Here is a 21,183-nt window from a genome sequence, read left to right on the forward strand (position 1 = left end):
CGAACCGGGCGAAATGGCAATATTCGATAAATGGTTTTTTGCCTGCTTCAGGTACGAATCTTCGTTTACAGCACGCTGGCCCTTATTGTTTTCCCGAATCGAGCGAGACCTGAATTCCTTTTTCCTTACGATACATAATAACCAGCAGTCTCCAGAAGTCATAACTGCCTGTGTCCGTCTGGATATAAGGACGATAGTAATGATAAGCTTCAGCTGCCCAAGGCGGACAGGGCATGTTGGATAGATTCTTCTGCTGCGCGATCCAGGACGCCTGAGCTTCCAGTGTCTTTTCCATCGCTTCAAAAGCTTTCTTCTCTTCACTTGTCATCGGCAGAGCCTCCTGCTCTTCAGATGTGAAACCGAATTCCGATTGCAAATATGCTTCCGGCTCAACCACTCCATCTACACTGGCTGTATACCCGTAAGAAGGCGTGCTCGTTTTACGAATTTCATAATGGACATGGGGTCCTGTACTCTGACCTGTACTCCCTTGGTTGCCCAAGAGTTGACCACGCTTCACCCGCTGACCTAAGCTAACCGCAATTCGCGACAGATGGGCGTAACAATGCAGATACCCACGATGATCCTGTACAGCAACTGTAAGCCCATAACCGCCGAATCCGGAGCCCGTAGCTCCTTCTGCGGCAAATCGTACGGTTCCTTCCATAAAGGCGTATACAGGGCCATTCCAGGGTTCTGTGACGAGGTCAATTCCCCGATGGAACGTTTGTCCACCATGAATTGGATGAAGGCGATAACCAAACGAACTTGTAATGCGATATCCTACAAAAGGATTGAAGCTCATAGATTCACCATCCTTTTCTATCAATAGATGCAGCAATCTATGAAATCGCTTGTGCTGTTGAACCTATTTTATGCGAAAAACAGCGATTCAACCATCCGGTTTTCTGCCATACAAGTCTCTTTTTTCATATCAATCGGATTATTTTCGTGCACAAAAAAACAAGGACCGGAGGAAACCTCCGGTCCTTGTGCATGCAGCAATTAACCAATGCTGCCTTCCATTTCGAATTTGATCAATCTGTTCATTTCTACCGCATATTCCATTGGCAATTCTTTCGTGAACGGCTCAATGAAGCCCATGATGATCATTTGTGTTGCTTCAGCTTCGGTCAGACCACGGCTCATCAGATAGAAGAGTTGGTCCTCAGATACTTTCGATACCGTAGCTTCATGCTCCAGCATAATGTTATCATTCATGATTTCATTATAAGGAATGGTATCCGATGTGGACTCATTATCCAGAATGAGCGTATCACATTTGATATTGGACTTGGCACCTTCTGCTTGACGACCAAAGGAAGCCAGACCACGGTAGGTTACTTTACCACCATGCTTACTGATGGATTTGGATACAATCGTTGAAGTCGTGTCTGGAGCCAAGTGGATCATTTTCGCACCTGCATCCTGATGCTGATTTTTACCAGCTACAGCGATGGAAAGTACGGAACCTTTTGCTCCACGGCCTTTCAGTACAACGGCTGGATATTTCATTGTCAGTTTGGATCCGATGTTACCATCAACCCATTCCATTGTTGCGTTCTCTTCAGCAACTGCACGTTTGGTTACCAGGTTGTAGATGTTGGGTGCCCAGTTTTGAATCGTAGTGTAACGAACACGGGCATTTTTCTTACAGATGATCTCAACCACGGCACTGTGGAGTGAGTTCGTGCTGTAAATTGGAGCTGTACAGCCTTCAACATAGTGAACGAAGCTGTCTTCGTCCGCAATGATAAGCGTACGCTCGAATTGTCCCATATTCTCGGAGTTAATCCGGAAATAGGCTTGCAGAGGCACTTCACACTTAACGCCCTTAGGCACATAAATGAAGCTTCCTCCGGACCATACGGCACTGTTCAGTGCTGCGAATTTGTTGTCCGCTGGCGGAATTACCGTAGCGAAGTATTCACGAAGGATTTCCGGGTGCTCTCTAAGAGCCGTATCGGTATCCATGAAGATTACGCCTTGGTCTTCCAGTTCTTTTTGCATGTTGTGGTATACAACCTCAGATTCGTACTGAGCGGATACACCTGCAAGGAACTTTTGCTCGGCTTCAGGAATACCCAGTTTATCAAAGGTTTCCTTGATTTCGGAAGGAACCTCTTCCCATGTTTTACCTTGCTTTTCAGAAGGACGAACATAGTACTGGATATCGTTGAAATCCAGCTCATCGAGATCTCCGCCCCATTTTGGCATTGGCATTTTCTCGAACTGTTTCAGAGCTTTCAAGCGGAACTCGAGCATCCACTCTGGTTCGTTTTTAATCCGGGAAATTTCGGTAACGACTTCTGCAGTCAGACCTTTACCGGTTTGAAAGATGGATTTGTGCTCATCGCGAAAACCATATTTATACTCTTCCATTTCAGGTGCTTTTTTAGCCATCTTGCTCTACCTCCCTATCGTTATTGTACATTGTCCTCTTCGTCAATCCCTTTGCGTAATGCATTCCAGGCCAGAGTGGCACATTTGATGCGTGCAGGGAACTTGTTCACACCGGATAGGGCTTCGAGATCTTCATAATCGTCGAAATCGACTTCTTCCCCTTTCATCAGTGAGGAAAAACGGTCAGCCAGATCGAGCGCCTGTTCCATCGATTTGCCTTTGACAGCATCGGTCATCATGGACGCCGACGACATGCTGATGGAGCAGCCTTCTCCCGTATACTTGGCTTCCTGAACGATTCCGTCTTTCAGTAAAAGCTGCAATGAAATCCGGTCGCCGCACGTAGGATTGTTCAAATTCACCGTGACAGCGTCATTATCAAATGTTCCGCGATTACGCGGGTTTTTGTAATGGTCCATTATAACACGCCGGTACAGATCATCAAGTTGCATCGCCAAAATACTCCTTTGTCTGAATTAAGGCGCTGATAAACCGGTCCACATCTTGTTCATTATTATATAGATAGAAGCTGGCACGAGCTGTTGAGCTGACTTGCAGCCAGCGCATAAGCGGCTGGCAGCAGTGGTGTCCGGCACGAATGGCTACACCACTTGCATCCAGTACAGTTGCCACATCATGTGGATGTACATCCCCCAGGTTGAAGGTGACCACACCAACATGACGCTGCGCTGGACCATAGATGGTCAGCCCGTCAATCTCTGCCATACGTTCTGTTGCATAAGCTGCCAATACACTTTCATGATGGGCAATCTCATCCATGCCAATCTGCTCCAGAAAATCAATGGCTGCACCCAGACCTACCGCACCTGCGATAATAGGGGTTCCGCCTTCGAATTTCCACGGAAGCTCTTTCCAATTGGATTCATAGAGACCAACATCATCAATCATTTCACCGCCGAACTCAACCGGTTCCATGGACTCCAGCAGCGCCTTTTTGCCGTAAAGTGCACCGATTCCGGTTGGTCCGCACATTTTGTGACCAGACAATGCATAGAAATCACAGTCGAGATCCTGTACGTCCACCTTCATATGCGGAGTGCTCTGTGCGCCATCAACAACGATGACAGCGCCATTGCGGTGTGCAATTTCAGCAATTTGTTTTACCGGATGAATTACACCCATGACATTGGATACATAAGCGATTGCTACAATTTTTGTTTTGTTCGTAATCGTCTTCTCCACATCTGCCAAATCGATATTGCCATCCGGCTGAAGCGGAATGTATTTCAATGTTGCGCCTGTCTCCTTGGCAACCTGCTGCCAAGGAATCAGGTTGCTGTGATGTTCCATCGGTGTAATAACGATCTCGTCGCCTTCTTTGCAGACAGACCGGCCGTAGGACGAAGCCACCAAATTGAGGGCTGTTGTTGTCCCACGGGTGAAAATGATCTCCTGTGTACGCCGTGCATTGATAAACTTGGCGACCTTCTCACGTGCACCTTCATAGGCATCCGTAGCCCGGCTTCCAAGTGTATGCACACCGCGATGCACATTGGAGTTCTCAAATTCATAATAATGCTTAATCGCATCGATAACGGCCAGCGGCTTCTGGGAAGTCGCTGCGTTATCTAAATATACGAGCGGGTGTCCGTTAATTTCCTGGTGGAGGATCGGGAACTGCTCGCGGATGGACGGATTCATTGTCCCAATTTCCGTTCAATAAGGGACTGCAATTGGGTACGCAGTGCTTCCAGAGGAATATCCGCCACCACCGGAGCCAGGAAGCCGTAGATAATCAGACGTTCAGCATCCGTACGGTTAATCCCGCGAGACATCAAGTAATGGATCTGTTCAGCATTGACTTGACCTACGGAAGCCGCGTGACCTGCTGTAACATCGTCCTCGTCGATCAGAAGGATTGGGTTGGCATCCCCGCGTGCTTTCGGGCTCAGCATCAGTACTTTCTCTGTTTGCTGACCGTCTGCTTTGGTTGCACCTTTCTCAATCTTCGTGATTCCGTTGATAATGGCAGAAGCTTCTTCACGCATAACTGCGCGAGTAATCATTTGGCTCGGCGTGTTTTTGCCGAAGTGACGAGCTTCTGTAGTGTAGTTGATTTTTTGGGATCCGGAACCAACAGCGATGACTTTCGAATCCGAGCTGGAGCCATTGCCTTTCAGCACGGACATCGTGTTGCTGGCTGTATCGCCGTTGTTCATTTCACCAACGATCCACTCGATTGTTCCATCGTTCTCAACCACTGCACGGCGGAAGGAAACGTCAGTAACATTCGTAGACAGCTGATGAACAGACGCGAAACGTACTTTTGCACCGGATTTTACGAAGACTTCCACGACACCGTTATGGAAAACAGGTGCGGACAGATCGCCGGAAACATAGTTGTCAACGTAAGTTACAGAGCTGTTCGCTTCAGCAACAACGAGGACATGAGGTGCAAATGTAGCAGCTGCATCATCTGTGAGCAAAACAGCTTGGAGCGGAATTTCAATTTCCACATTCTTAGGAACATACAGGAACACTCCACCGTTCCAGAGAGCCGCATGCAGAGCAGCAAGGGAATGCTCATCTGCCTTCACAGCTGTGTTCAGGTAAGGTTTTACCAGATCACCATGCTCGCGAACCGCAGTAGCCAGATCCGTGAAAATAACGCCTTTGGCTGCCAGATCAGCAGATACCTTGGAGTATACTGTGCTGGAATTGCGCTGGATAACCAGACTGCCTTCAGCTTGATCCTGAACGAGATCTTTAATCGAAGCAGGTACTTCTTCCAGAGAAGAAATAGCTTCACTTGCTTTATATGTGCCATATTCGCTGACATTCCAGCGTTCGATTTTCTGTTTTTCCAGTTTCGGAAGCGCAAGACCACTTGCAAGCTTAAGGGCTTCAAGCCGCTGCTCGGTCAACCAGCCGGGTTCGTTGTTACTTTCCGACAAGGCGCGAAGCGCTTCAGATTCAACCGGAAGAATTGTTTGTGTAGTCATTGATTATCCTCCTCCGTTTTGTCTTTACGCTTCTTGGCCTACAGTTTCATCCGTGATTCCCAGCTCTTCCTTAACCCAGTCATATCCTTCTGCTTCCAGACGGTGAGCCAGTTCAGGTCCGCCAGATTTCACGATACGACCTTGCATCATAACGTGCACATAATCAGGTGTGATGTAGTTCAACAAACGCTGATAGTGAGTGATGATAAGGAATCCGCGATCTTCGCTCTTCATTGCATTTACACCATTTGCTACAATTTTCAGAGCGTCGATATCCAGACCGGAGTCGATCTCATCAAGAACTACGATTTTTGGATCAAGCAGCATCATTTGCAGAATCTCGTTACGTTTTTTCTCACCACCGGAGAAACCTTCGTTCAGGTAACGGTGTGCAAACTCTGGATTCATGTCGAGCTCTTTCATTTTGCCTTCCATTTGACGAATGAACTTGATCAGGGAGATCTCGTTACCTTCGCCGCGACGTGCGTTAATTGCACTGCGCAGGAAGTCGGAGTTCGTTACGCCTGCGATTTCGCTCGGATATTGCATAGCTAGGAATAGACCTGCACGCGCACGCTCATCTACTGCCATGTCCAGTACATCTTCACCATCAAGGGTTACTGTACCGTCTGTTACTTCATATTTAGGGTGACCCATCAGAGCCGAAGCCAATGTGGATTTACCTGTTCCGTTCGGACCCATGATTGCGTGGATTTCTCCACCTTTCATTTCCAGGTTAATGCCTTTCAGGATTTCTTTACCTTCGATCGTCGCTTTCAGACCTTCAATGACGAAATTCGTAGCCATGTGTATTGTTTCCCTCCATTGATTAAATTGATGTTTGCTGTCGAAAACGAAAAAGCGCCTATTAAATATCTGAACAGGGCTTCCCCTGAATTTCTACAAGTACCGCAATTTCCAAAGCAATAATCACTTTAGAATAATTCTAAACTGATTCTCATTGATTATCAAGTCATTTCCGAGAACACTTGTCCTCTCAGGAAACATGATTCTACCTGATTCTATAATAAAAGCGGGTTTGAATCAAATGAGAAACCGTTATTTCTTCCAACTCACAGTGAGAAAAATCACTGTAATTCATTATTTCATTCCATATTAATCTGCCAAAAAGGGCTTATCCATAATCTGGACAAGCCCTTTCTTATTTCATTTTATATTTTGGGCACATCGTTAATCTTCTGTACCTGTTCGTCAAAATCCGCAACATCCACCACCGGCGTCATTTCGCGCGGCACCGGACCATTCGGAATGGAAATCCAGGAACGGCACCCATTATATTCGGGCAGCACCGGTATTTCCATCGGTTCATTCAAACGGTACACACGGAGTATCAATACATGTAACGGATCTTTCCGTTTCCACTTCAAGCGGTCTTCGGCAAAATCCGATGTCCACATATGAAAGTCATGAAGTCGATCCAGCATTTCCTGATCTCGGATCTCCAAATCCTGTATCACTTCGGCATAGGCAGTGATGCGGATTGTCGAAGCTTCGGGCACCCATTCGGCCAGTGATTCTTCAACATACGAATGATCAGAGGACTTAATCAGTTCTTTACGCTGATGTTCATAAGTCGGATACAGATAAAATGCCGGACTTTTCAGCTCAAAATGTCTGGTTTCCTCCACAATACCGCCTTTGCGCATCACCAGAATCTGGCGACCGTTTTCCAGCGCTTTAATTGCGGAAGCCCACTCTTTTAATGCCGGTATCGTTGTGCCTAACATGCGGATCTCCTCCCGTAATCTGTCTTGTCAGCAGTATAGACGCTTTGTCTGTTCCTGACAACAGCTTAAGATCAAGGGTTTGGGAAGTGCTCCTTATAGAAGACATTAACTGTATTACGCGGCTCTATAGCTGTGGCTTAACCCAAGAAGGAACGCAGCATCCACATGTGTTTCTCCAGATCGGCTTTGAAACCGGTCAGCATGTCGGATGTCGGCTGGTCTTCTGCAGCTTCCGCTACTTCGATACCTTCCTGGTACTCATTGGATAGCGTAGCAAAGTCCTCAATCAGGTTTTGCACCATTGTTTTTGCATCTTCGCCACCTGCAGCTTCCTGGATGGAAGCGAGCTCCAGATACTCTTTCATGGTAGCAGCAGGGCTGCCTTTCAGCGTAAGAATACGCTCAGCGATTTCATCCATTTGTACAGTAACTTCATTATAGAACTCTTCAAATTTCACATGCAGCGTGAAAAAGTTTGGTCCTTTTACATACCAGTGATAGTTATGGATTTTGACGTACAGGACGTTCAGGTTAGCTACCTGACGATTAAGTACTTGTTCTACTGATTTCGCTTGATCTGTTTTGTTTTTTGTAGCCATGTGAATCCCATCCTTTATTATAAAATTAGTCCATTATGTAGGATTGACAGTTGAATCTGTCTTACATAACAGAGAGTTAAACAGTTCGTCACCGCTGCTTAGCGGCTGGCCTGTAGGCGGTAATTTGTGAACCGTCCGGCCTATTTGTTTTTACCCTGGCACACCAGCTTCGAAACAAGTCCAACAAGGCTTGCCTTAAAAAAAGGGTACAAAAAACGGGTTAATTCCGATATACTGACTTATACCAAGCAAAGAAGTGGGTTTTCCTGTTTCTTCATATATATGGAGGTGGCATCCTTGTCTCAATATCACCCGTTAACCCCCCAAGAAGCAATCGAACTGGCCAAAACCTTACCGGGTCCTTTTACGGCAGATGCAAATCTGGAATGCCGTGAGATCGGAGACGGTAATCTGAATTTGGTTTTCCATATCACGGATCAGAACTCCGATAAAAGTATCATTATCAAACAGGCCCTTCCTTATGCGAAAGTCGTTGGCGAATCTTGGCCTCTTTCCCTGGTTCGTGCCCGCATTGAACGCGAAATTCTCCAGGAAGAGTATCGTCTCTGCCCAGGGATGGTGCCAGAAGTGTACCACTATGATGATGATCTCGCGTTAACGGTTATGGAAGATCTCAGTGATCATGTAATTATGCGCAAAGGCCTCATTGAAGGTGTCACATACCCTCTCTTCGCACAGCATATCGGAGAATTCATGGCAAGAACGCTTTTCTTCACATCCGATCTCGGCATGAATCAACAGCTGAAGAAGGAAAAGCAGGGTCGATTCGTGAATCCGGATCAGTGTAAAATCACGGAGGATCTGATCTTTGACGAACCATACCGGATCGCTGAGAAAAACAATTATGAAGCTTCCATTGAGGACGAGGCTGAAGCCCTTCGCACAGATGGAGCATTGCATCTGGAAGTGGCCCTGCTTCGGGAAAAATTCCTCACCCATGGACAAGCTCTGCTTCATGGTGACCTTCATACAGGAAGTATTTTTGTCACACCGGAATCGACCAAAGTTATTGATCCCGAGTTTGCCTATTATGGTCCGATGGGATTCGACGTGGGTGCCGTACTCGCCAACCTGCTTCTGAACTATGCTTCTCTGCCAGGATGGATCCAGGATGAAAACGCACTGCGTGACCGTGAAACGCTGCTGCTTGATATGGTCCGTGATGTATGGAATGAATTTGAGACCCGCTTCCGTGCTTTATGGGAGTCTGATCTCGTCGATCCAATGGCGAAAGCCCCGGGATATCAAGACCTTTATGTTCAACAATTGTTCAGGGATTCCATTGGCTTCGCGGGTGCGAAAATGGTACGCCGCATCGTCGGCCTTGCCCACGTGGCAGATATTGATACGATTCAGGATGCTACAGAACGTGAACGTGCTCAGCGTAAAGCACTTGCTATTGGTAAAACGTTAATCAAGAACAATCGCCGACTAAACACCATTGGTGAAGTGCTGGACCTTGTGTCCACAGCCATCTCCTCAATCAAAGTTTAAACTTAGGAACGGAGGAACATCCATGACAACCCCTGAACATCAGCCTCTGTCCTCCCTCAACTGGAAACAGGACAAGCTTGAAATGCTTGATCAACGCCTTTTGCCCGAAACGATTCTGATGCTTAAGCTATACACGCCTGAAGAAGTGTGGGAAGCCATTCACTCCATGAAAGTCCGCGGTGCTCCAGCTATTGGAATCGCTGCTGCCTTCGGTGTCGTATTGGGGGCTAAAGCTTACGATGGACTTTTCATTCAAGGCTGGCTTGATCATGTAAAATCCACTTGTGCCCATCTGGCCACTTCACGCCCAACAGCGGTGAATCTGTTCTGGGCACTCGATCGAATGATGCAAAAGGCAAGTGATCTGGCCGAAGCTGGAACAAGCATCGAAGACAGCAATGCTGCACTCGAAGCAGAAGCACTCTTAATTCAAAAAGAAGATGAAGAGGTTTGCCGGATGATCGGAGAACATGCCCTTCCACTCTTCGAAGATGGTATGGGTGTGCTCACGCACTGCAACGCCGGTGGACTTGCCACAGCCAAATACGGCACGGCAACGGCGCCAATGTATCTCGCTCAGGAACGTGGCATTCAACTGAAAGTATTTGCTGACGAAACTCGTCCTGTCCTCCAAGGCGCACGTTTGACGGCTTTCGAACTGCAGCAAGCGGGTATCGATGTTACCCTTCTGTGTGACAATATGGCAGGTATGGTGATGTCCAAAGGTTGGATACAAGCCGTTATCGTTGGTACAGACCGCGTCGCGGCAAACGGTGATGTGGCGAATAAAATCGGAACATACAGCGTAGCGGTACTTGCCAAAGCGCACAATATTCCGTTTTATGTGGCCAGCCCGCTGTCCACCATTGACTTGTCCACACCTTCCGGGGATCTCATCCCAATTGAGGAGCGTTCTGCCGAGGAAGTAACCGAAGGCTTTGGCAAGCGTACAGCACCACAAGGGGTGAAAGTATTTAACCCTGCATTTGATGTAACGCCTAATGAGTATGTAACAGCAATTATTACGGAAAAAGGTGTCGTGCGTGCTCCGTTCAAAGAAAACCTGGCTGCCTTGTTTGCCAAGGAAGAAGTATAAAGTCGCATCTGACTTAGATGCTGGTGATGCGCATAAAAAAAGGGGCCATAGAGCCCCTTTTTACTTTTTCTTATAAAACATTGCATAACTCAGTCCTGTCGCATCAGCACTGTTTCGAAGCTACCTCAGCTGCTCACTTCATTTCATCGGACGTTGTCCCGAATCAGATCATCTTCAGCAATGCCTCTACACCTGTCATCCCAACCGTTATGCCCATCGCTTCAGCTTCGGTTGTGACGGACTCCATTGGCGCGTGCAGCAGCTGATCCAGCGTTCTCACACCAACCGCTCGAGCTGCAATAATCTTGCGATCCCCAAGCTTTTCGTTAAGTAATCCGACATCAAGTGCTCCACACATGATATATCCTTTGGATGTGTTGATTGTCAATAACGTTGTTTTGGGTAACTTCACTTCCACCCCAACCAGCACATGCTCTCCAACTACAATCGGCTCCATGCTCACCATAATCTCACGATCCACCTCCTATTCCCGCAGGTCAGGATAATTGTATGCCCCATTCCGATTCTCGGTGTGGACACCTGCGGAAAACAAACTAAAAGGCTTAAAATTGTCCCTTCAAATTTAAATTGGGTTATTTAGGATTCATACTAAATTTCTCACCACATCCCATAAAATTAAATAGATGCAGAATATGTATCCAGCCATATGAAAACTGTTTCAGCCCCGCAGTATTGCTTGTTATTTTCTGCGCCTCTAGTACTATGATTATTGCCACATTAATGATATAGTGATGAAGCGTATTTATCGACTGACATATCTACAAACGGGGCTGGGATGAATGAAGGAAACCTTATCCAACGGAGAAGAAGTTGGCTTTTTATTTAATGTCGACATTCTTATCAAAAGCCGCTCGAATGCCTTGGCGCTACAGTCCCTGTTGGAGCTCATGAACAAAGAGGAACAAATTGCGGACTTTCGCATTCAATCTGGCTTAGAGCTTGGCAAGATTATTGAAGCAACGATCCAGTCCAGAAAAGATTCGATCACCTCCCTTCACCACGAACGGAAAAAATCTCAATTGAGCGGACTGAAAACAGCTCCATCGAATCAATTAACTAATTCATCAAACTCGGCAAAACCACAAGACCAAAAGGAAACGGTTTCTTCTCAGAATTCAGCTGCACCAGAGTCGGCCAGTTCTTCTCTGGGAAATTCCTTTGATGAATGGATTGATACCCTCATTAAGGAAAACCGGCTTACACGAATTGTGGTCAACAACAAGAACGGCAAACATCAGAGTATTCCATGCCGCATTTTGAATTTTGATCGGGATAACAGCATTGTAAGTGTCTACCATGTAGATGAAAAACAGGTCTACTCATTCCGAACGAATGAAATTGACGAGTTTTTGTAGATCCATTACGAACACAAACCAAAAAAGCAGCTTACGTGGAAATTTCACATCATTCCTCGTAAGCTGCTTTTTCCATTCTCACGTAAGCCGAATCCTACTTCTCGCGGACAATTGACCAGTTTGGTAATCACCCAAGTTAGGAGCGCTCTTTCCCTCGTTGCCACACATCTAAGGCAAATAACAGCCATCCAGCAATAAAAGCAACTCCACCAATAGGTGTAATGGCACCTAAAACTTTGATGCCCGTAATACTAAGTACATATAAGCTGCCGGAGAACACAATAATACCGATAAACAATAGACGCGCTGCCCATTTTAGCTTGGAGGACACCCCAAGTTGACCAGCTGTTAACCCAACAATCAACAGGGCCACCGCATGAATCATGTGATACTGCACTCCGGTTTCATATACGGCAATGGCATCTGCGCCGATTTTTTCCTTAAGCATATGGGCACCGAACGCACCAATCGCTACAGACAGCATTGTCATTACGGCTCCAACGGTCATCCATACTCGTTGCATTTTCACTTCTCTCCCCTTATGTCATGTCACACTAATGTTTATTTTAGCGAATCTCTGAGCTGTTTACCAGTTCAGTGGGATGTTATGAGCTTCCGTACATATGGCGTTGAGATGTGGAACGAAAGGTTGGTCTGATGGGGCATAAAGTAAAGAGAAACCTTGATTTTTGTCGGTAGTTGTGGAAAAGTAAAAGGGTCTGTACTCCTGTAACCATCAGGAGAATCACCATGCTTAAATAAGGTTAATAACAATCAATAACGAGTAGGGAGGGATATGATATTCATGGAACATCAAAATACGTATGAACAAGCCGGCAGCAATGATCCTTTTGCGACCAATCCGGCAGATCCAGCAGATCCCGTACTGAACAGAACGAAACATTCAGGTCCGGGTATCGCAAGTTTTGTCATTGGACTGGTAGCACTCTTGGGGTTTATTTTGACCTTCTTCCTCGCCACCATTGCACTCAGCAGTGCTCTTGGTACGATAACACAACCTGTGCAGGTTGAGGAAATTGCTTTGCATCCAGCTGTATTGATGGCATCCCTGTTTATCCTGGTATGCCTTGTTCTAAATCTGGCCGGTCTTATTCTCGGAGTCATTGGCCTTGTGCTTAAAAATCGTAAAAAGGTATTTCCCATTATCGGTACAATCCTTAACGGTATCATGATCCTTACATTTGCAGGACTCATTCTGGCAGGCATTTATATGACGTAAAACAACCAGACCACAACCATTTAGCCAAATTCTCGTATCCAAAGGAGATCGACATGTCAAGAATCAAAATTTTTGCAGATAGCACGAGTGATCTGAATCCAGACTGGATTAAGACTCACGATATTGGGATTATTCCGTTGTACGTTGTATTCGGTGATGAATCCCTGAAGGATGGTGTTGAGATCACACCTGAACGGCTGTATGAGCGGGTTAGCAAAGACGGACGACTGCCCAAAACAGCTGCTCCATCCCCTGCTGATTTCATGACGGCTTTTCAACCATACATAGAACAAGGGGACGACATCTTGTATATCAGTTTGTCATCTGAGCTTTCATCCACTTATCAAAACGCACTGCTGGCAAGTTCAGAGTTTCCCGAAGGCCGTATCTCTGTTGTGGACTCACTTAATCTTTCCTCCGGCATTGGACTGCTTGTGATGAAGGCAGTGTATGCTGCGCAGAAAGGTCAGAGCCTGAAAGAAATCACTCATTTGGTTGAAGCAGTGAAGCCCAATGTACGGACCGAATTTGTCATTGATACTTTGGAGTATCTGCACAAGGGTGGACGCTGTTCAGGCATGCAAAACCTGATCGGAAGCCTTCTCAAGATTCGCCCCGTCATTCGCGTAACAGATGGCAAGATGTCACCAGCCTACAAAGTCCGTGGAAAAAGGGAAAAGGCGCTGGATCAAATGCTGCAAAATACACTCAACGAAAAGCACCAGATTGACACAGACCTCATCATTGTTGTACATACCATGGCTGAAGAGGATGCACTCGAGCTGCAGAAATCCCTGCAGGAACAAACGGGTGGACGGGTAGAATTAACGACAGCAGGATGTGTAATCTGCAGCCATTGCGGACCCAAAACAACAGGTATCATCTATAACACGGTTTTGTAAAAAACAATACACGTTGACGTTGGTTAAACAACGATAACCAGCGCATAAAGGGCATCCTGGCTGCACACAGCCAAGGATGCCCTTTTACATTACTCTTATACTAATAACTTTTTGTTTTCAAGTCATTCAAGCTCTTGAATGCATATCCTTGTTTCCGTGCTTCATCTATGATCGAGCCCAGTGCCTCTGTGTTATCTTTGGAGACGGAATGCAGGAGAATAACAGCCCCAGGATGTAACTGTTTGAGCACCTGTTGTCGTGCATAGTCAGCTCCGCGCTGTACATTGACATCCCAGTCCTTGTAAGCCAGTGACCAGAATACATTGATATACCCCTGAGCATGGCTCTCCGCCAGCGTACGGTTATTGAAAATACCACGAGGCGGACGCAAAAAAGTGGCTTGCTGGCCGGTTAAACGATTCACTTCGGCCTTCACCTGTTCAAGCTCTGTTTTCAGCTTTTCGTTGGATACCCGAGTCATATCCGGATGGCTCCAGGAATGGTTGCCCACAATATGTCCCTCAGCAGCCATGCGCTTAACCAGTTCCGGCTGATCCTTCAGATAATGACCAGTGACGAAAAATGCAGCAGGAACTTTCTTATCACGCAGCACATCCAGAATGGCAGGTGTAAATCCGTTCTCATATCCGTTATCAAACGTAAGATACAACTCTTTTTGTTTGGTATCCCCCAAAAAGATCGCTTCGTTGTTTTCCAGGATCGACTTAAAACCTTCCTGGTCAATAGAGGGCAGCTGCCCGTTTTGGCTTCTCTTGAAGCCAAAGTGATATGCTCCGGTAACGGGCGATGCTTCGGTGTGCACCGGAAAAATGCTGAACGCCGATAAGGCAGTCAACAGCATATATAAAACCAGTCGCTTCATTTTCAACCGCTCCTGTTCCTGAATAATGGGTTGTCGCTTCCTATCACGAGCCCCTTCAGGTAATATGCCACAGAAACAGCGAATGTATGTACCTTTTCCATGACACATGCCATGACCGCATTAGAATCGTTTGTTGCTTTGTTCGGGTTGATGCAGCAGCTCAATTAATGTTTGCGGCTTACCGCTGGAGGACAACCATTCCCTGACCGTTTCGATCGCCTTCGTTTGTCCGTCACCACGATCACGCCAGGTCAGCAGTTCGATCACCTTAATAATAAGTGCTGACATGCTGTCGTAATCCATCTCTGACCGATCTGCACGCATCTTATGATATAACGCCTCTTGCTCCCAATCGAGCAATATTTCTTCACCAATCGTTGGTTTCATCAAGGTGTAAGCCCTATTACACCCGGAGCATCGTACGGTCGTTACCTGTTGTGAAGCAAAACTCACATGGATGTCATGCTCACAGTCCGCACATTGAAAGCTGACCTGTATGTTCTGTATTTTTTCGTTCATAGTGCTCTTCCTCCTGCTATGGGTGTACTACTTCTATACCCGAAAATGATGAAGTTCACGCTAAACCTCAGATCATTAAAAATAGTGCTATATTCTTGTAAATATGTTAAAATATATTACATATCATGCGTTGGAGAGGCGGATTTTCCATGTCGAAGGAAGAGCGCAATATTACTTGGCAGCAATCGAGTTTAAGCAGGCATGCACGGGAATTACATAACGGCCATCGCAGCCGTGCGTTGTGGTTTACCGGATTATCCGGTGCTGGTAAATCCTCACTTGCATTTGCCTTAGAACAGCATCTGCATGTTCGAGGTGTTCGCTGTTATGTACTTGATGGAGACAATGTGCGTCATGGACTCAATCGCGATCTTGGTTTTACATCGGAAGATCGACAAGAGAATTTACGCCGCATTGGTGAAGTGGCCAAATTGATGGTAGACGCCGGATTACTCGTTCTTTCAGCCTTTATTTCTCCTCATGCACAGGATCGGGAAATGGTCAGACAATTATTTGAGCCTGAAGATTTTATTGAAATTTATGTGCAGTGTTCCATCGAAGAATGTGAAAGGCGCGATCCAAAAGGGTTGTACAAAAAAGCTCGCAGCGGGGATATCCCTCATTTTACCGGAATCTCGGCACCATATGATGTTCCAGAGGATCCTTCACTGATTATTGATACGGAACAACTGCCTTTGGACGAAGCCGTTCAAAAGATTGTGCAGTACCTGGAATTGACAGGTGCACTTCAGCTTCCCCTCGCTCCCACTACCAGTCAAATTTAATCCGAATACGTATAGGTTCAGGTTATGGACCCGTTATAAACAAAAGGCACAGTGATGATCCTGTGCCTTTTTTGGAATGTGCGTGAGTATGATCTTTTCCATCTTTTACTGGCCTACAACACCGGCCTGCATATTCAACAACTTGCTGAATGTTCCTACCGGGTCAGTGGATAATTGTTGGTACCCTCCCTGCTGGATCACCCGGCCTTCCTCCAGTACAATCACCCGATCCGCGGTGCGAATCGTGGACAATCGATGGGCAATGACAATAATGGTAACATGTCCTTTGAGTCGTTCAAGCGCCTCATGGATGTGCTGCTCATTCTCACTATCCAGCGCACTTGTGGCCTCATCCAATATGAGTACAGACGGATTGCGCAGCATCGCTCTTGCCAGTACCAGACGCTGACGTTCCCCTCCGGATAAACGAATCCCACGATCTCCAATCATTGTATCCAATCCGTGAGGAAGTTTGCGGACAAATGCTGCAGAGGAGGAAAACTGCAAGGCTTGCCACATCTGTTCCTCACTTGCATCTGGGTCAACCAGTCGCAGATTCTCACGAATGCTGGTATGGAACAGAAATGGATCCTGGGACACATATCCGATTGAACTTCTCCACGCCAATAACTGCTCCTCAGACAGTGGAACACCATCGATGAGAATTTGCCCACTTTCTGGACGGACCAGCCCCATAATCAGATCAATTAAGGTACTCTTTCCAGCACCTGATTTACCCACAATAGCTGTCATCCCCTTCGCAGGAATGGATGCAGTAACATGTTCGAGCGAATAAGTTGAACTGCCCTCATAGCGGTAATTGACATTTATACATTCGATGGATCGCATCAGTTCAAGTGGCTGAATCGCATGATTGTCTTTTTCGATATTCCGGTTTGGAGCCTCTGTATCTGTGGTGGAACGACTAATTTCACGACTTAAATTGGTTTCGGCCTGCAGCTTTCTGACGAGCTGAAAGGCGGGCAGCATTGAGCTAATATATTCCAGATTGGACTGAATGGATGTAAACCTGGGCCACAGCCGGGAGAAAATGAGAATGATCAGCAGTAAACTCGCCGGAGGTACAGCAAGAACATGCAGTGACAGGTAGATGAAGGCGGCAATAATAACAGCAGAGGATACGCGATGAATGAGCTGTGTTCCACTGTTCAACTGGCTGAATTGAATGACATTTCGCTCGATGCGTTTGCATATTTTTTCAAACCATCCGATATGCGACTCCTCAAGCATGTTGCTCTTGATATCCTTGATCCCGTTAAAATGCTCTGTAATACCATTATAATAGTGCTGGGATAGCTCGGATGTCTGATCACCGATCTGTTTGGCCCGCTGCACGAACTTCTTGAGCACGAAGAACAACAGAAGTCCAAAGACCAGTACAATCGCAGTTAACTTCGCGGATAGCCAAAAAGCGAGCCCAATCTGAATTGCTGTAAAAATCAAGGACGCCGCCATTTGCAGGATCAGATTCGTGCCTTGACTGACTCGGGCAAGTTCTGTCGTTAATATATGGTTAAAATCGGATTTTCGTTTTTGGAGAAAAAAAGACCATTTGGCCATAATGATGGCCCGGTACGTTTCCTGTCGCAAAGTTCTTATAAATTGCTGTTGAATTCGGGTATTTCGAATAGTTTGCATACGTTGGAGCCAGGCCTGTCCGGAGAGGATAACCACGAAAATGCTCAATATCAATACTAATTGACTGTTGTCGGAAAGCCGACCTAACCATTCGGACAGCCAGGATAACTGTAAACCGGTGGTACCCATCTCAAAAATACCGATCAAACTTAACATCGGGACAAGCATATAAATGCCAATTCCCTCCATCAAACTAATGCAGATCATGCCTAGTAAGTTCCAATAGAGAACGGGTCCTGTTACCTCACGAAGCTTGCGCATATAAAATCGAAGTTCTGAAATCATTCGTTAACCCCTTTCCGTCATCGCGTTCCTTTTCATTCGCCGCCAGAACCAGAGGAAAGGACGTAACGGAAAATACAAAAAGTGCAAAGAGCGTGGAAGCGGCATTTGTTCCACATCCCAGGTACTTGGATATAATCGTTCAATGAAGAAAAACATCTTCTGTCTGGTACTTCTCAGTGCAAACAGATAGGAGCGGTAACTACGTAAATTCGCCGGCGTGTCCAGCATATCATTCATAAATAAAACCCCATGCTTAGCCAGCCGTTCTCCTGCTCGTTCTTGAGAGAACATTAAGCTGCGATAATCAGCATCCAGTGGTGTGTTCATCAGCACGGATACAAGGCGAAGCGCTTGTGCACCAATAACGAGCCGCCCTTCAGCTTTCAGGCGTCTGGTTAACAGGTTTACATCTATAGGCATGCTGCGAATCATCTGATCGATGTCCATGAGCCAGCGCAGTCTGAACCAGCCATGTCGGGCGCCGTGAGTTACCAGATATGCCCATAAGTCTTCTCTTTCCAGCATGCGGATCGGGGTTTGCGTGTACGTACTGAATCGACTGCGCTGCCACAGCAGCTCAAAGTCCGTTTCTTTTCCGGAATCCGGATTAAGGCGCCAGTGGATTTCCACTTGCGTTTTCTTGAGAGGATGCTTGTAACAGATATGATGCTCCCGCCACTTCCAGCTCTGCACCGTAGGGCGCCGTTTGCCTTCCTTGGATACATAACCGAGCCTTTCCAGAATCTGTTCGGCAGAATCCACATCATCAAAAGGAATAAGAATGTCCAAATCCTTGGATGTTCTTAAGGATACATCTCCGTAGAGATCGTGGGCGAGTGCTGGTCCTTTTAACGTAATACTTCGAATTCCCTGTTCATTAAAAGCTCCGCAGACCTGTTCCATCTCCGCGGTCAGATGCAGCATGCGAAACGTATTCGCCGTATATTCCTGCCTTAAACTCTCCACAACAGACACAGGAATGAAAGGAGATTCTAATGTTTTGAGTTTCATATATAGGACCGAATACAATCTGTGATGATAGACAAGTCTTAGAAAGAGCTTCCAGTCTATTCCTTCGGTTATAGCTTTGATTGCTTCCGGAGCAAGTGCGTGCAGCTCATCTCTCATGATTATCAAAATGAGCTTGAGCTCCTGTGGAAACCCTTTTGTATAGTCATCAAATTCAGGATTCATAGACAATTTCTCCAGTTCCCTTCTCCGGACAACGCTTGCCAAACACGCCGACAACCGTATATTGGTCCATAGTATCTGCTCCGGTTACGATAATCTTCCCACTTCGCAGCCAGGCATGAGCCATCATTTGTCCTTGCTTATTACGTGCAGTTCCCATGTACAGCGTACTCTCTATTTTGCGGCGTTCCAGCATCTTCATTGCAGCGATCGCCATGACTAGACAGCGGCTTTCCCATAATGTGTACTTGCTCGCCAGCAAAATGGCCTTGGAAACATGTCTAATCGCTATAATCTGATTTCGATTCAATCCGTTCATCGAGGTTTCATATTGTGCTGTTCCGAGCCCAGGGGCAATTTTGGCAAAAGGTCTGGCTTTGAGGATTCGTGCCCACCCCAAATGAATATAAGCCTCCCATACCATAAGCCTGACTTCACGGGGCAATGAACGATAAGCTTTGATTTTGCGTAACATCGTCTTAATCCTCGTGAACAACGTCGATTAATCCCTCACGGGACATGTGCTCAAGAAACGGAATGACTTGCGCATGACAAGTATCTGCATCAATCTCGTATTCTGAAGCAAGAACATCAACCAAGCCCGCGATTGTCCGTTCCTGAGACAGCAGTTCCCAGATGCGCCCGCCAGTACTGCCCAGATTGTAGTACTTTCCACTTTGGATACTCATCATGACCTTTTCTCCGCCCATATCACTGACAAGATTGCCTTCCTTCTGCTTCACACGATCTTTCCAATCGAATTGTTTTGTACTTTTCATTGTTCTGTGTGCACCCCTTTACGTACATGATCTGTGATCCGTTCAACCATCTCAAATGCAGTAAAATCAGAACCGGACCTCGTCAATCTACCAATTTCTACGCTCGCTGATAATCTGGAAACAGTCTCGAACAGCCACTGTGCAAGGCCTTGCCTTGCGACAAGAGTACTTCGGAAGGTATGTGTACACAGCAGGTGAAGTCTTTCCAATCCGTGAACCTGCGTCAATTGAATAGGCTTCCTTACGTCATCCGGTTTGGGATTCAGCTCGAAAATGCCGGCAAGCGGGACAGATCTCTCATGAAAATAATGCTGAACCGGTATCGCATACTTCGTTATCTCGGCATGCACGGTGGCATAATTCTCTTCTTTCATGCCAAACCCATCCAGGCTGGGCTGCCACAGCTTCTGCTGCGGATACCCTGGAGATACAATAGCTCTTCCTCCGGCATCCCAGGTTAGTGCAACGACGTCATCGGTCAAAAGCGGATACCCCCGTGAAGCCAGAGCCGCTGATAAAGTGGATTTCCCAGCACCTGAGTGCCCCACAAATGCATAAGCCCAGCCATCAATAACTACAGCACTTCCGTGTAGTGGAAGGATGCCCCGCTGCATCATGATGACGGCCATGCAAGTACCTAGAATAAACAATCGGACCTTTTTTTCATCAGCGTCCTGCTTAGGGTTAACGATAATTCTGCGTCCTTGCTCAATCAGGAAGATGCCTGCATCTTCAATTCGAAAAAAAAGACTGCCGTCACGAGATACGAAATTTTCATTCCCCACATCCCACGCTTCCCAAAGCGTGGTTAAATCGGCAGACTGGATATGTACGTCAATATCACCAGCATCCTGACTACTGTTCTGCACGATCTGGAGTTCTGGCATTTGAAATTGGCTTAGCCAACGCAATCCATATGCTTCATACTGCACAGGCAACAATGAATGACTCCTCCTTAGCAATGCTGAATGTAAAAAAGCCCTTATATTCATAGGAATCAAATATAAGGGCGGAGGCGAAAAGATAATCTTGTCTTTCCGCCCTTTAAGTATGATAGCTCTTCGTAAAACTTAATAACTTAGGAAGTTGGATCGTAGAGATCAGCATCGTGATCGGAGATCCAGTCGATTTGTCTGAATCCAGTTCCAGCCATAGTTTGGTTTACTTCCAACACTTCCAGTGCAGGTGCTTGCCATTCTTTCTTTTCCATTGTTGTCACCTCCTTTCAAGAGTTTACAAT

The 21,183-nt window shown here is 46.4% G+C and carries 24 protein-coding genes; 6 read left to right on the plus strand and 18 right to left on the minus strand.

Annotated elements, in window-relative coordinates; translation table 11 throughout:
- Positions 1-82: 82 nt before the first annotated feature.
- The 8 genes from GUA98_RS03925 to GUA98_RS03960 all read right to left on the minus strand — a co-directional run bounded on the left by GUA98_RS03925 (position 83) and on the right by GUA98_RS03960 (position 7,713).
- Positions 83-805, minus strand: coding sequence for a M23 family metallopeptidase (locus GUA98_RS03925; RefSeq protein ID WP_193722106.1), 723 nt, complete (start codon positions 803-805; stop codon positions 83-85).
- 200 nt (positions 806-1,005) lie between these two features.
- Positions 1,006-2,403, minus strand: a complete 1,398-nt coding sequence (gene sufB, locus GUA98_RS03930; RefSeq protein WP_095288223.1) for a Fe-S cluster assembly protein SufB — start codon at positions 2,401-2,403, stop codon at positions 1,006-1,008.
- Between the two features lie 20 nt (positions 2,404-2,423).
- A complete protein-coding gene (gene sufU, locus GUA98_RS03935; RefSeq protein ID WP_095359036.1) occupies positions 2,424-2,855 on the minus strand; it encodes a Fe-S cluster assembly sulfur transfer protein SufU in 432 nt (143 codons plus the stop codon).
- Positions 2,845-4,065, minus strand: a complete 1,221-nt coding sequence (locus GUA98_RS03940) for a cysteine desulfurase (protein ID WP_193722107.1) — start codon at positions 4,063-4,065, stop codon at positions 2,845-2,847. Before GUA98_RS03940 ends, sufU begins: the two co-directional genes overlap by 11 nt.
- Complete coding sequence (gene sufD / locus GUA98_RS03945) at positions 4,062-5,366, minus strand: Fe-S cluster assembly protein SufD (protein ID WP_193722108.1); 1,305 nt, start codon at positions 5,364-5,366, stop codon at positions 4,062-4,064. Before sufD ends, GUA98_RS03940 begins: the two co-directional genes overlap by 4 nt.
- Before the next feature lie 24 nt (positions 5,367-5,390).
- Positions 5,391-6,173 (minus strand): Fe-S cluster assembly ATPase SufC, encoded by a 783-nt coding sequence (gene sufC / locus GUA98_RS03950; protein WP_095288227.1) that lies wholly within the window; start codon positions 6,171-6,173, stop codon positions 5,391-5,393.
- 365 nt (positions 6,174-6,538) lie between these two features.
- Complete coding sequence (locus GUA98_RS03955) at positions 6,539-7,114, minus strand: DUF1802 family protein (protein ID WP_193722109.1); 576 nt, start codon at positions 7,112-7,114, stop codon at positions 6,539-6,541.
- Between the two features lie 137 nt (positions 7,115-7,251).
- Entirely contained in the window at positions 7,252-7,713 is a 462-nt protein-coding gene (locus GUA98_RS03960) for a Dps family protein (protein ID WP_095288229.1), read from the minus strand.
- 297 nt (positions 7,714-8,010) lie between these two features.
- Between GUA98_RS03960 and mtnK the strand changes: the two genes are divergently transcribed.
- Together mtnK and mtnA are read left to right on the plus strand one after the other, a co-directional pair.
- A complete protein-coding gene (gene mtnK, locus GUA98_RS03965; protein ID WP_193722110.1) occupies positions 8,011-9,228 on the plus strand; it encodes an S-methyl-5-thioribose kinase in 1,218 nt (405 codons plus the stop codon).
- A 22-nt stretch (positions 9,229-9,250) separates the two neighbouring features.
- Positions 9,251-10,324: an S-methyl-5-thioribose-1-phosphate isomerase gene (gene mtnA, locus GUA98_RS03970; RefSeq protein WP_095359043.1), complete on the plus strand. Its 1,074-nt coding sequence runs from the start codon at positions 9,251-9,253 to the stop codon at positions 10,322-10,324.
- A 163-nt stretch (positions 10,325-10,487) separates the two neighbouring features.
- On the opposite strand, the gene GUA98_RS03975 is transcribed toward mtnA, so the two are convergent.
- Positions 10,488-10,790: a YunC family protein gene (locus GUA98_RS03975; RefSeq protein WP_095359044.1), complete on the minus strand. Its 303-nt coding sequence runs from the start codon at positions 10,788-10,790 to the stop codon at positions 10,488-10,490.
- Positions 10,791-11,124: 334 nt separating this feature from the next.
- Between GUA98_RS03975 and GUA98_RS03980 the strand changes: the two genes are divergently transcribed.
- Positions 11,125-11,700, plus strand: coding sequence for a hypothetical protein (locus GUA98_RS03980; RefSeq protein WP_153977746.1), 576 nt, complete (start codon positions 11,125-11,127; stop codon positions 11,698-11,700).
- Between the two features lie 136 nt (positions 11,701-11,836).
- Here GUA98_RS03980 and GUA98_RS03985 read toward each other — a convergent pair whose 3' ends face one another.
- Positions 11,837-12,223: a DUF423 domain-containing protein gene (locus tag GUA98_RS03985; RefSeq protein ID WP_153977745.1), complete on the minus strand. Its 387-nt coding sequence runs from the start codon at positions 12,221-12,223 to the stop codon at positions 11,837-11,839.
- 282 nt (positions 12,224-12,505) lie between these two features.
- Here GUA98_RS03985 and GUA98_RS03990 point away from each other — a divergent pair, with 282 nt between their 5' ends.
- Together GUA98_RS03990 and GUA98_RS03995 are read left to right on the plus strand one after the other, a co-directional pair.
- Entirely contained in the window at positions 12,506-12,940 is a 435-nt protein-coding gene (locus GUA98_RS03990) for a hypothetical protein (RefSeq protein WP_193722111.1), read from the plus strand.
- A gap of 53 nt (positions 12,941-12,993) precedes the next feature.
- The gene (locus GUA98_RS03995) at positions 12,994-13,842 is read left to right on the plus strand and encodes a DegV family protein (RefSeq protein ID WP_193722112.1); all 849 of its coding nucleotides are present in this window, start codon (positions 12,994-12,996) and stop codon (positions 13,840-13,842) included.
- A 100-nt stretch (positions 13,843-13,942) separates the two neighbouring features.
- On the opposite strand, the gene pdaA is transcribed toward GUA98_RS03995, so the two are convergent.
- Positions 13,943-14,725 carry a delta-lactam-biosynthetic de-N-acetylase gene (gene pdaA, locus GUA98_RS04000; RefSeq protein WP_095359049.1) on the minus strand — a complete coding sequence of 261 codons (783 nt, stop codon included), beginning with the start codon at positions 14,723-14,725 and terminating at the stop codon, positions 13,943-13,945.
- Between the two features lie 120 nt (positions 14,726-14,845).
- Positions 14,846-15,244: a hypothetical protein gene (locus GUA98_RS04005; protein ID WP_153977743.1), complete on the minus strand. Its 399-nt coding sequence runs from the start codon at positions 15,242-15,244 to the stop codon at positions 14,846-14,848.
- 149 nt (positions 15,245-15,393) lie between these two features.
- Here GUA98_RS04005 and cysC point away from each other — a divergent pair, with 149 nt between their 5' ends.
- Entirely contained in the window at positions 15,394-16,029 is a 636-nt protein-coding gene (gene cysC / locus GUA98_RS04010; protein ID WP_153977742.1) for an adenylyl-sulfate kinase, read from the plus strand.
- A 105-nt stretch (positions 16,030-16,134) separates the two neighbouring features.
- On the opposite strand, the gene GUA98_RS04015 is transcribed toward cysC, so the two are convergent.
- The 6 genes from GUA98_RS04015 to GUA98_RS04040 all read right to left on the minus strand — a co-directional run bounded on the left by GUA98_RS04015 (position 16,135) and on the right by GUA98_RS04040 (position 21,153).
- The gene (locus tag GUA98_RS04015; RefSeq protein WP_153977741.1) at positions 16,135-17,973 is read right to left on the minus strand and encodes an ABC transporter ATP-binding protein; all 1,839 of its coding nucleotides are present in this window, start codon (positions 17,971-17,973) and stop codon (positions 16,135-16,137) included.
- 3 nt (positions 17,974-17,976) lie between these two features.
- Positions 17,977-19,167, minus strand: coding sequence for a nucleotidyltransferase family protein (locus GUA98_RS04020; protein WP_153977740.1), 1,191 nt, complete (start codon positions 19,165-19,167; stop codon positions 17,977-17,979).
- A complete protein-coding gene (locus tag GUA98_RS04025; RefSeq protein ID WP_095288242.1) occupies positions 19,157-19,639 on the minus strand; it encodes a lasso peptide biosynthesis B2 protein in 483 nt (160 codons plus the stop codon). Before GUA98_RS04025 ends, GUA98_RS04020 begins: the two co-directional genes overlap by 11 nt.
- Positions 19,640-19,643: 4 nt before the next feature.
- A complete protein-coding gene (locus GUA98_RS04030; RefSeq protein WP_193722113.1) occupies positions 19,644-19,943 on the minus strand; it encodes a lasso peptide biosynthesis PqqD family chaperone in 300 nt (99 codons plus the stop codon).
- Positions 19,940-20,884, minus strand: coding sequence for an aldolase (locus GUA98_RS04035; RefSeq protein ID WP_153977738.1), 945 nt, complete (start codon positions 20,882-20,884; stop codon positions 19,940-19,942). The genes GUA98_RS04030 and GUA98_RS04035 overlap by 4 nt, the downstream gene beginning before the upstream one ends.
- Before the next feature lie 137 nt (positions 20,885-21,021).
- On the minus strand, positions 21,022-21,153 hold the full coding sequence (locus GUA98_RS04040) for a paeninodin family lasso peptide (RefSeq protein ID WP_110821067.1): 132 nt from the start codon (positions 21,151-21,153) through the stop codon (positions 21,022-21,024).
- Between the last annotated feature and the right edge of the window lie 30 nt (positions 21,154-21,183).

The sequence above is a fragment of the Paenibacillus sp. P13VS genome, from assembly GCF_015143645.1.
Taxonomy (GTDB): Bacteria; Bacillota; Bacilli; order Paenibacillales; family Paenibacillaceae; genus Paenibacillus; species Paenibacillus xylanilyticus_A.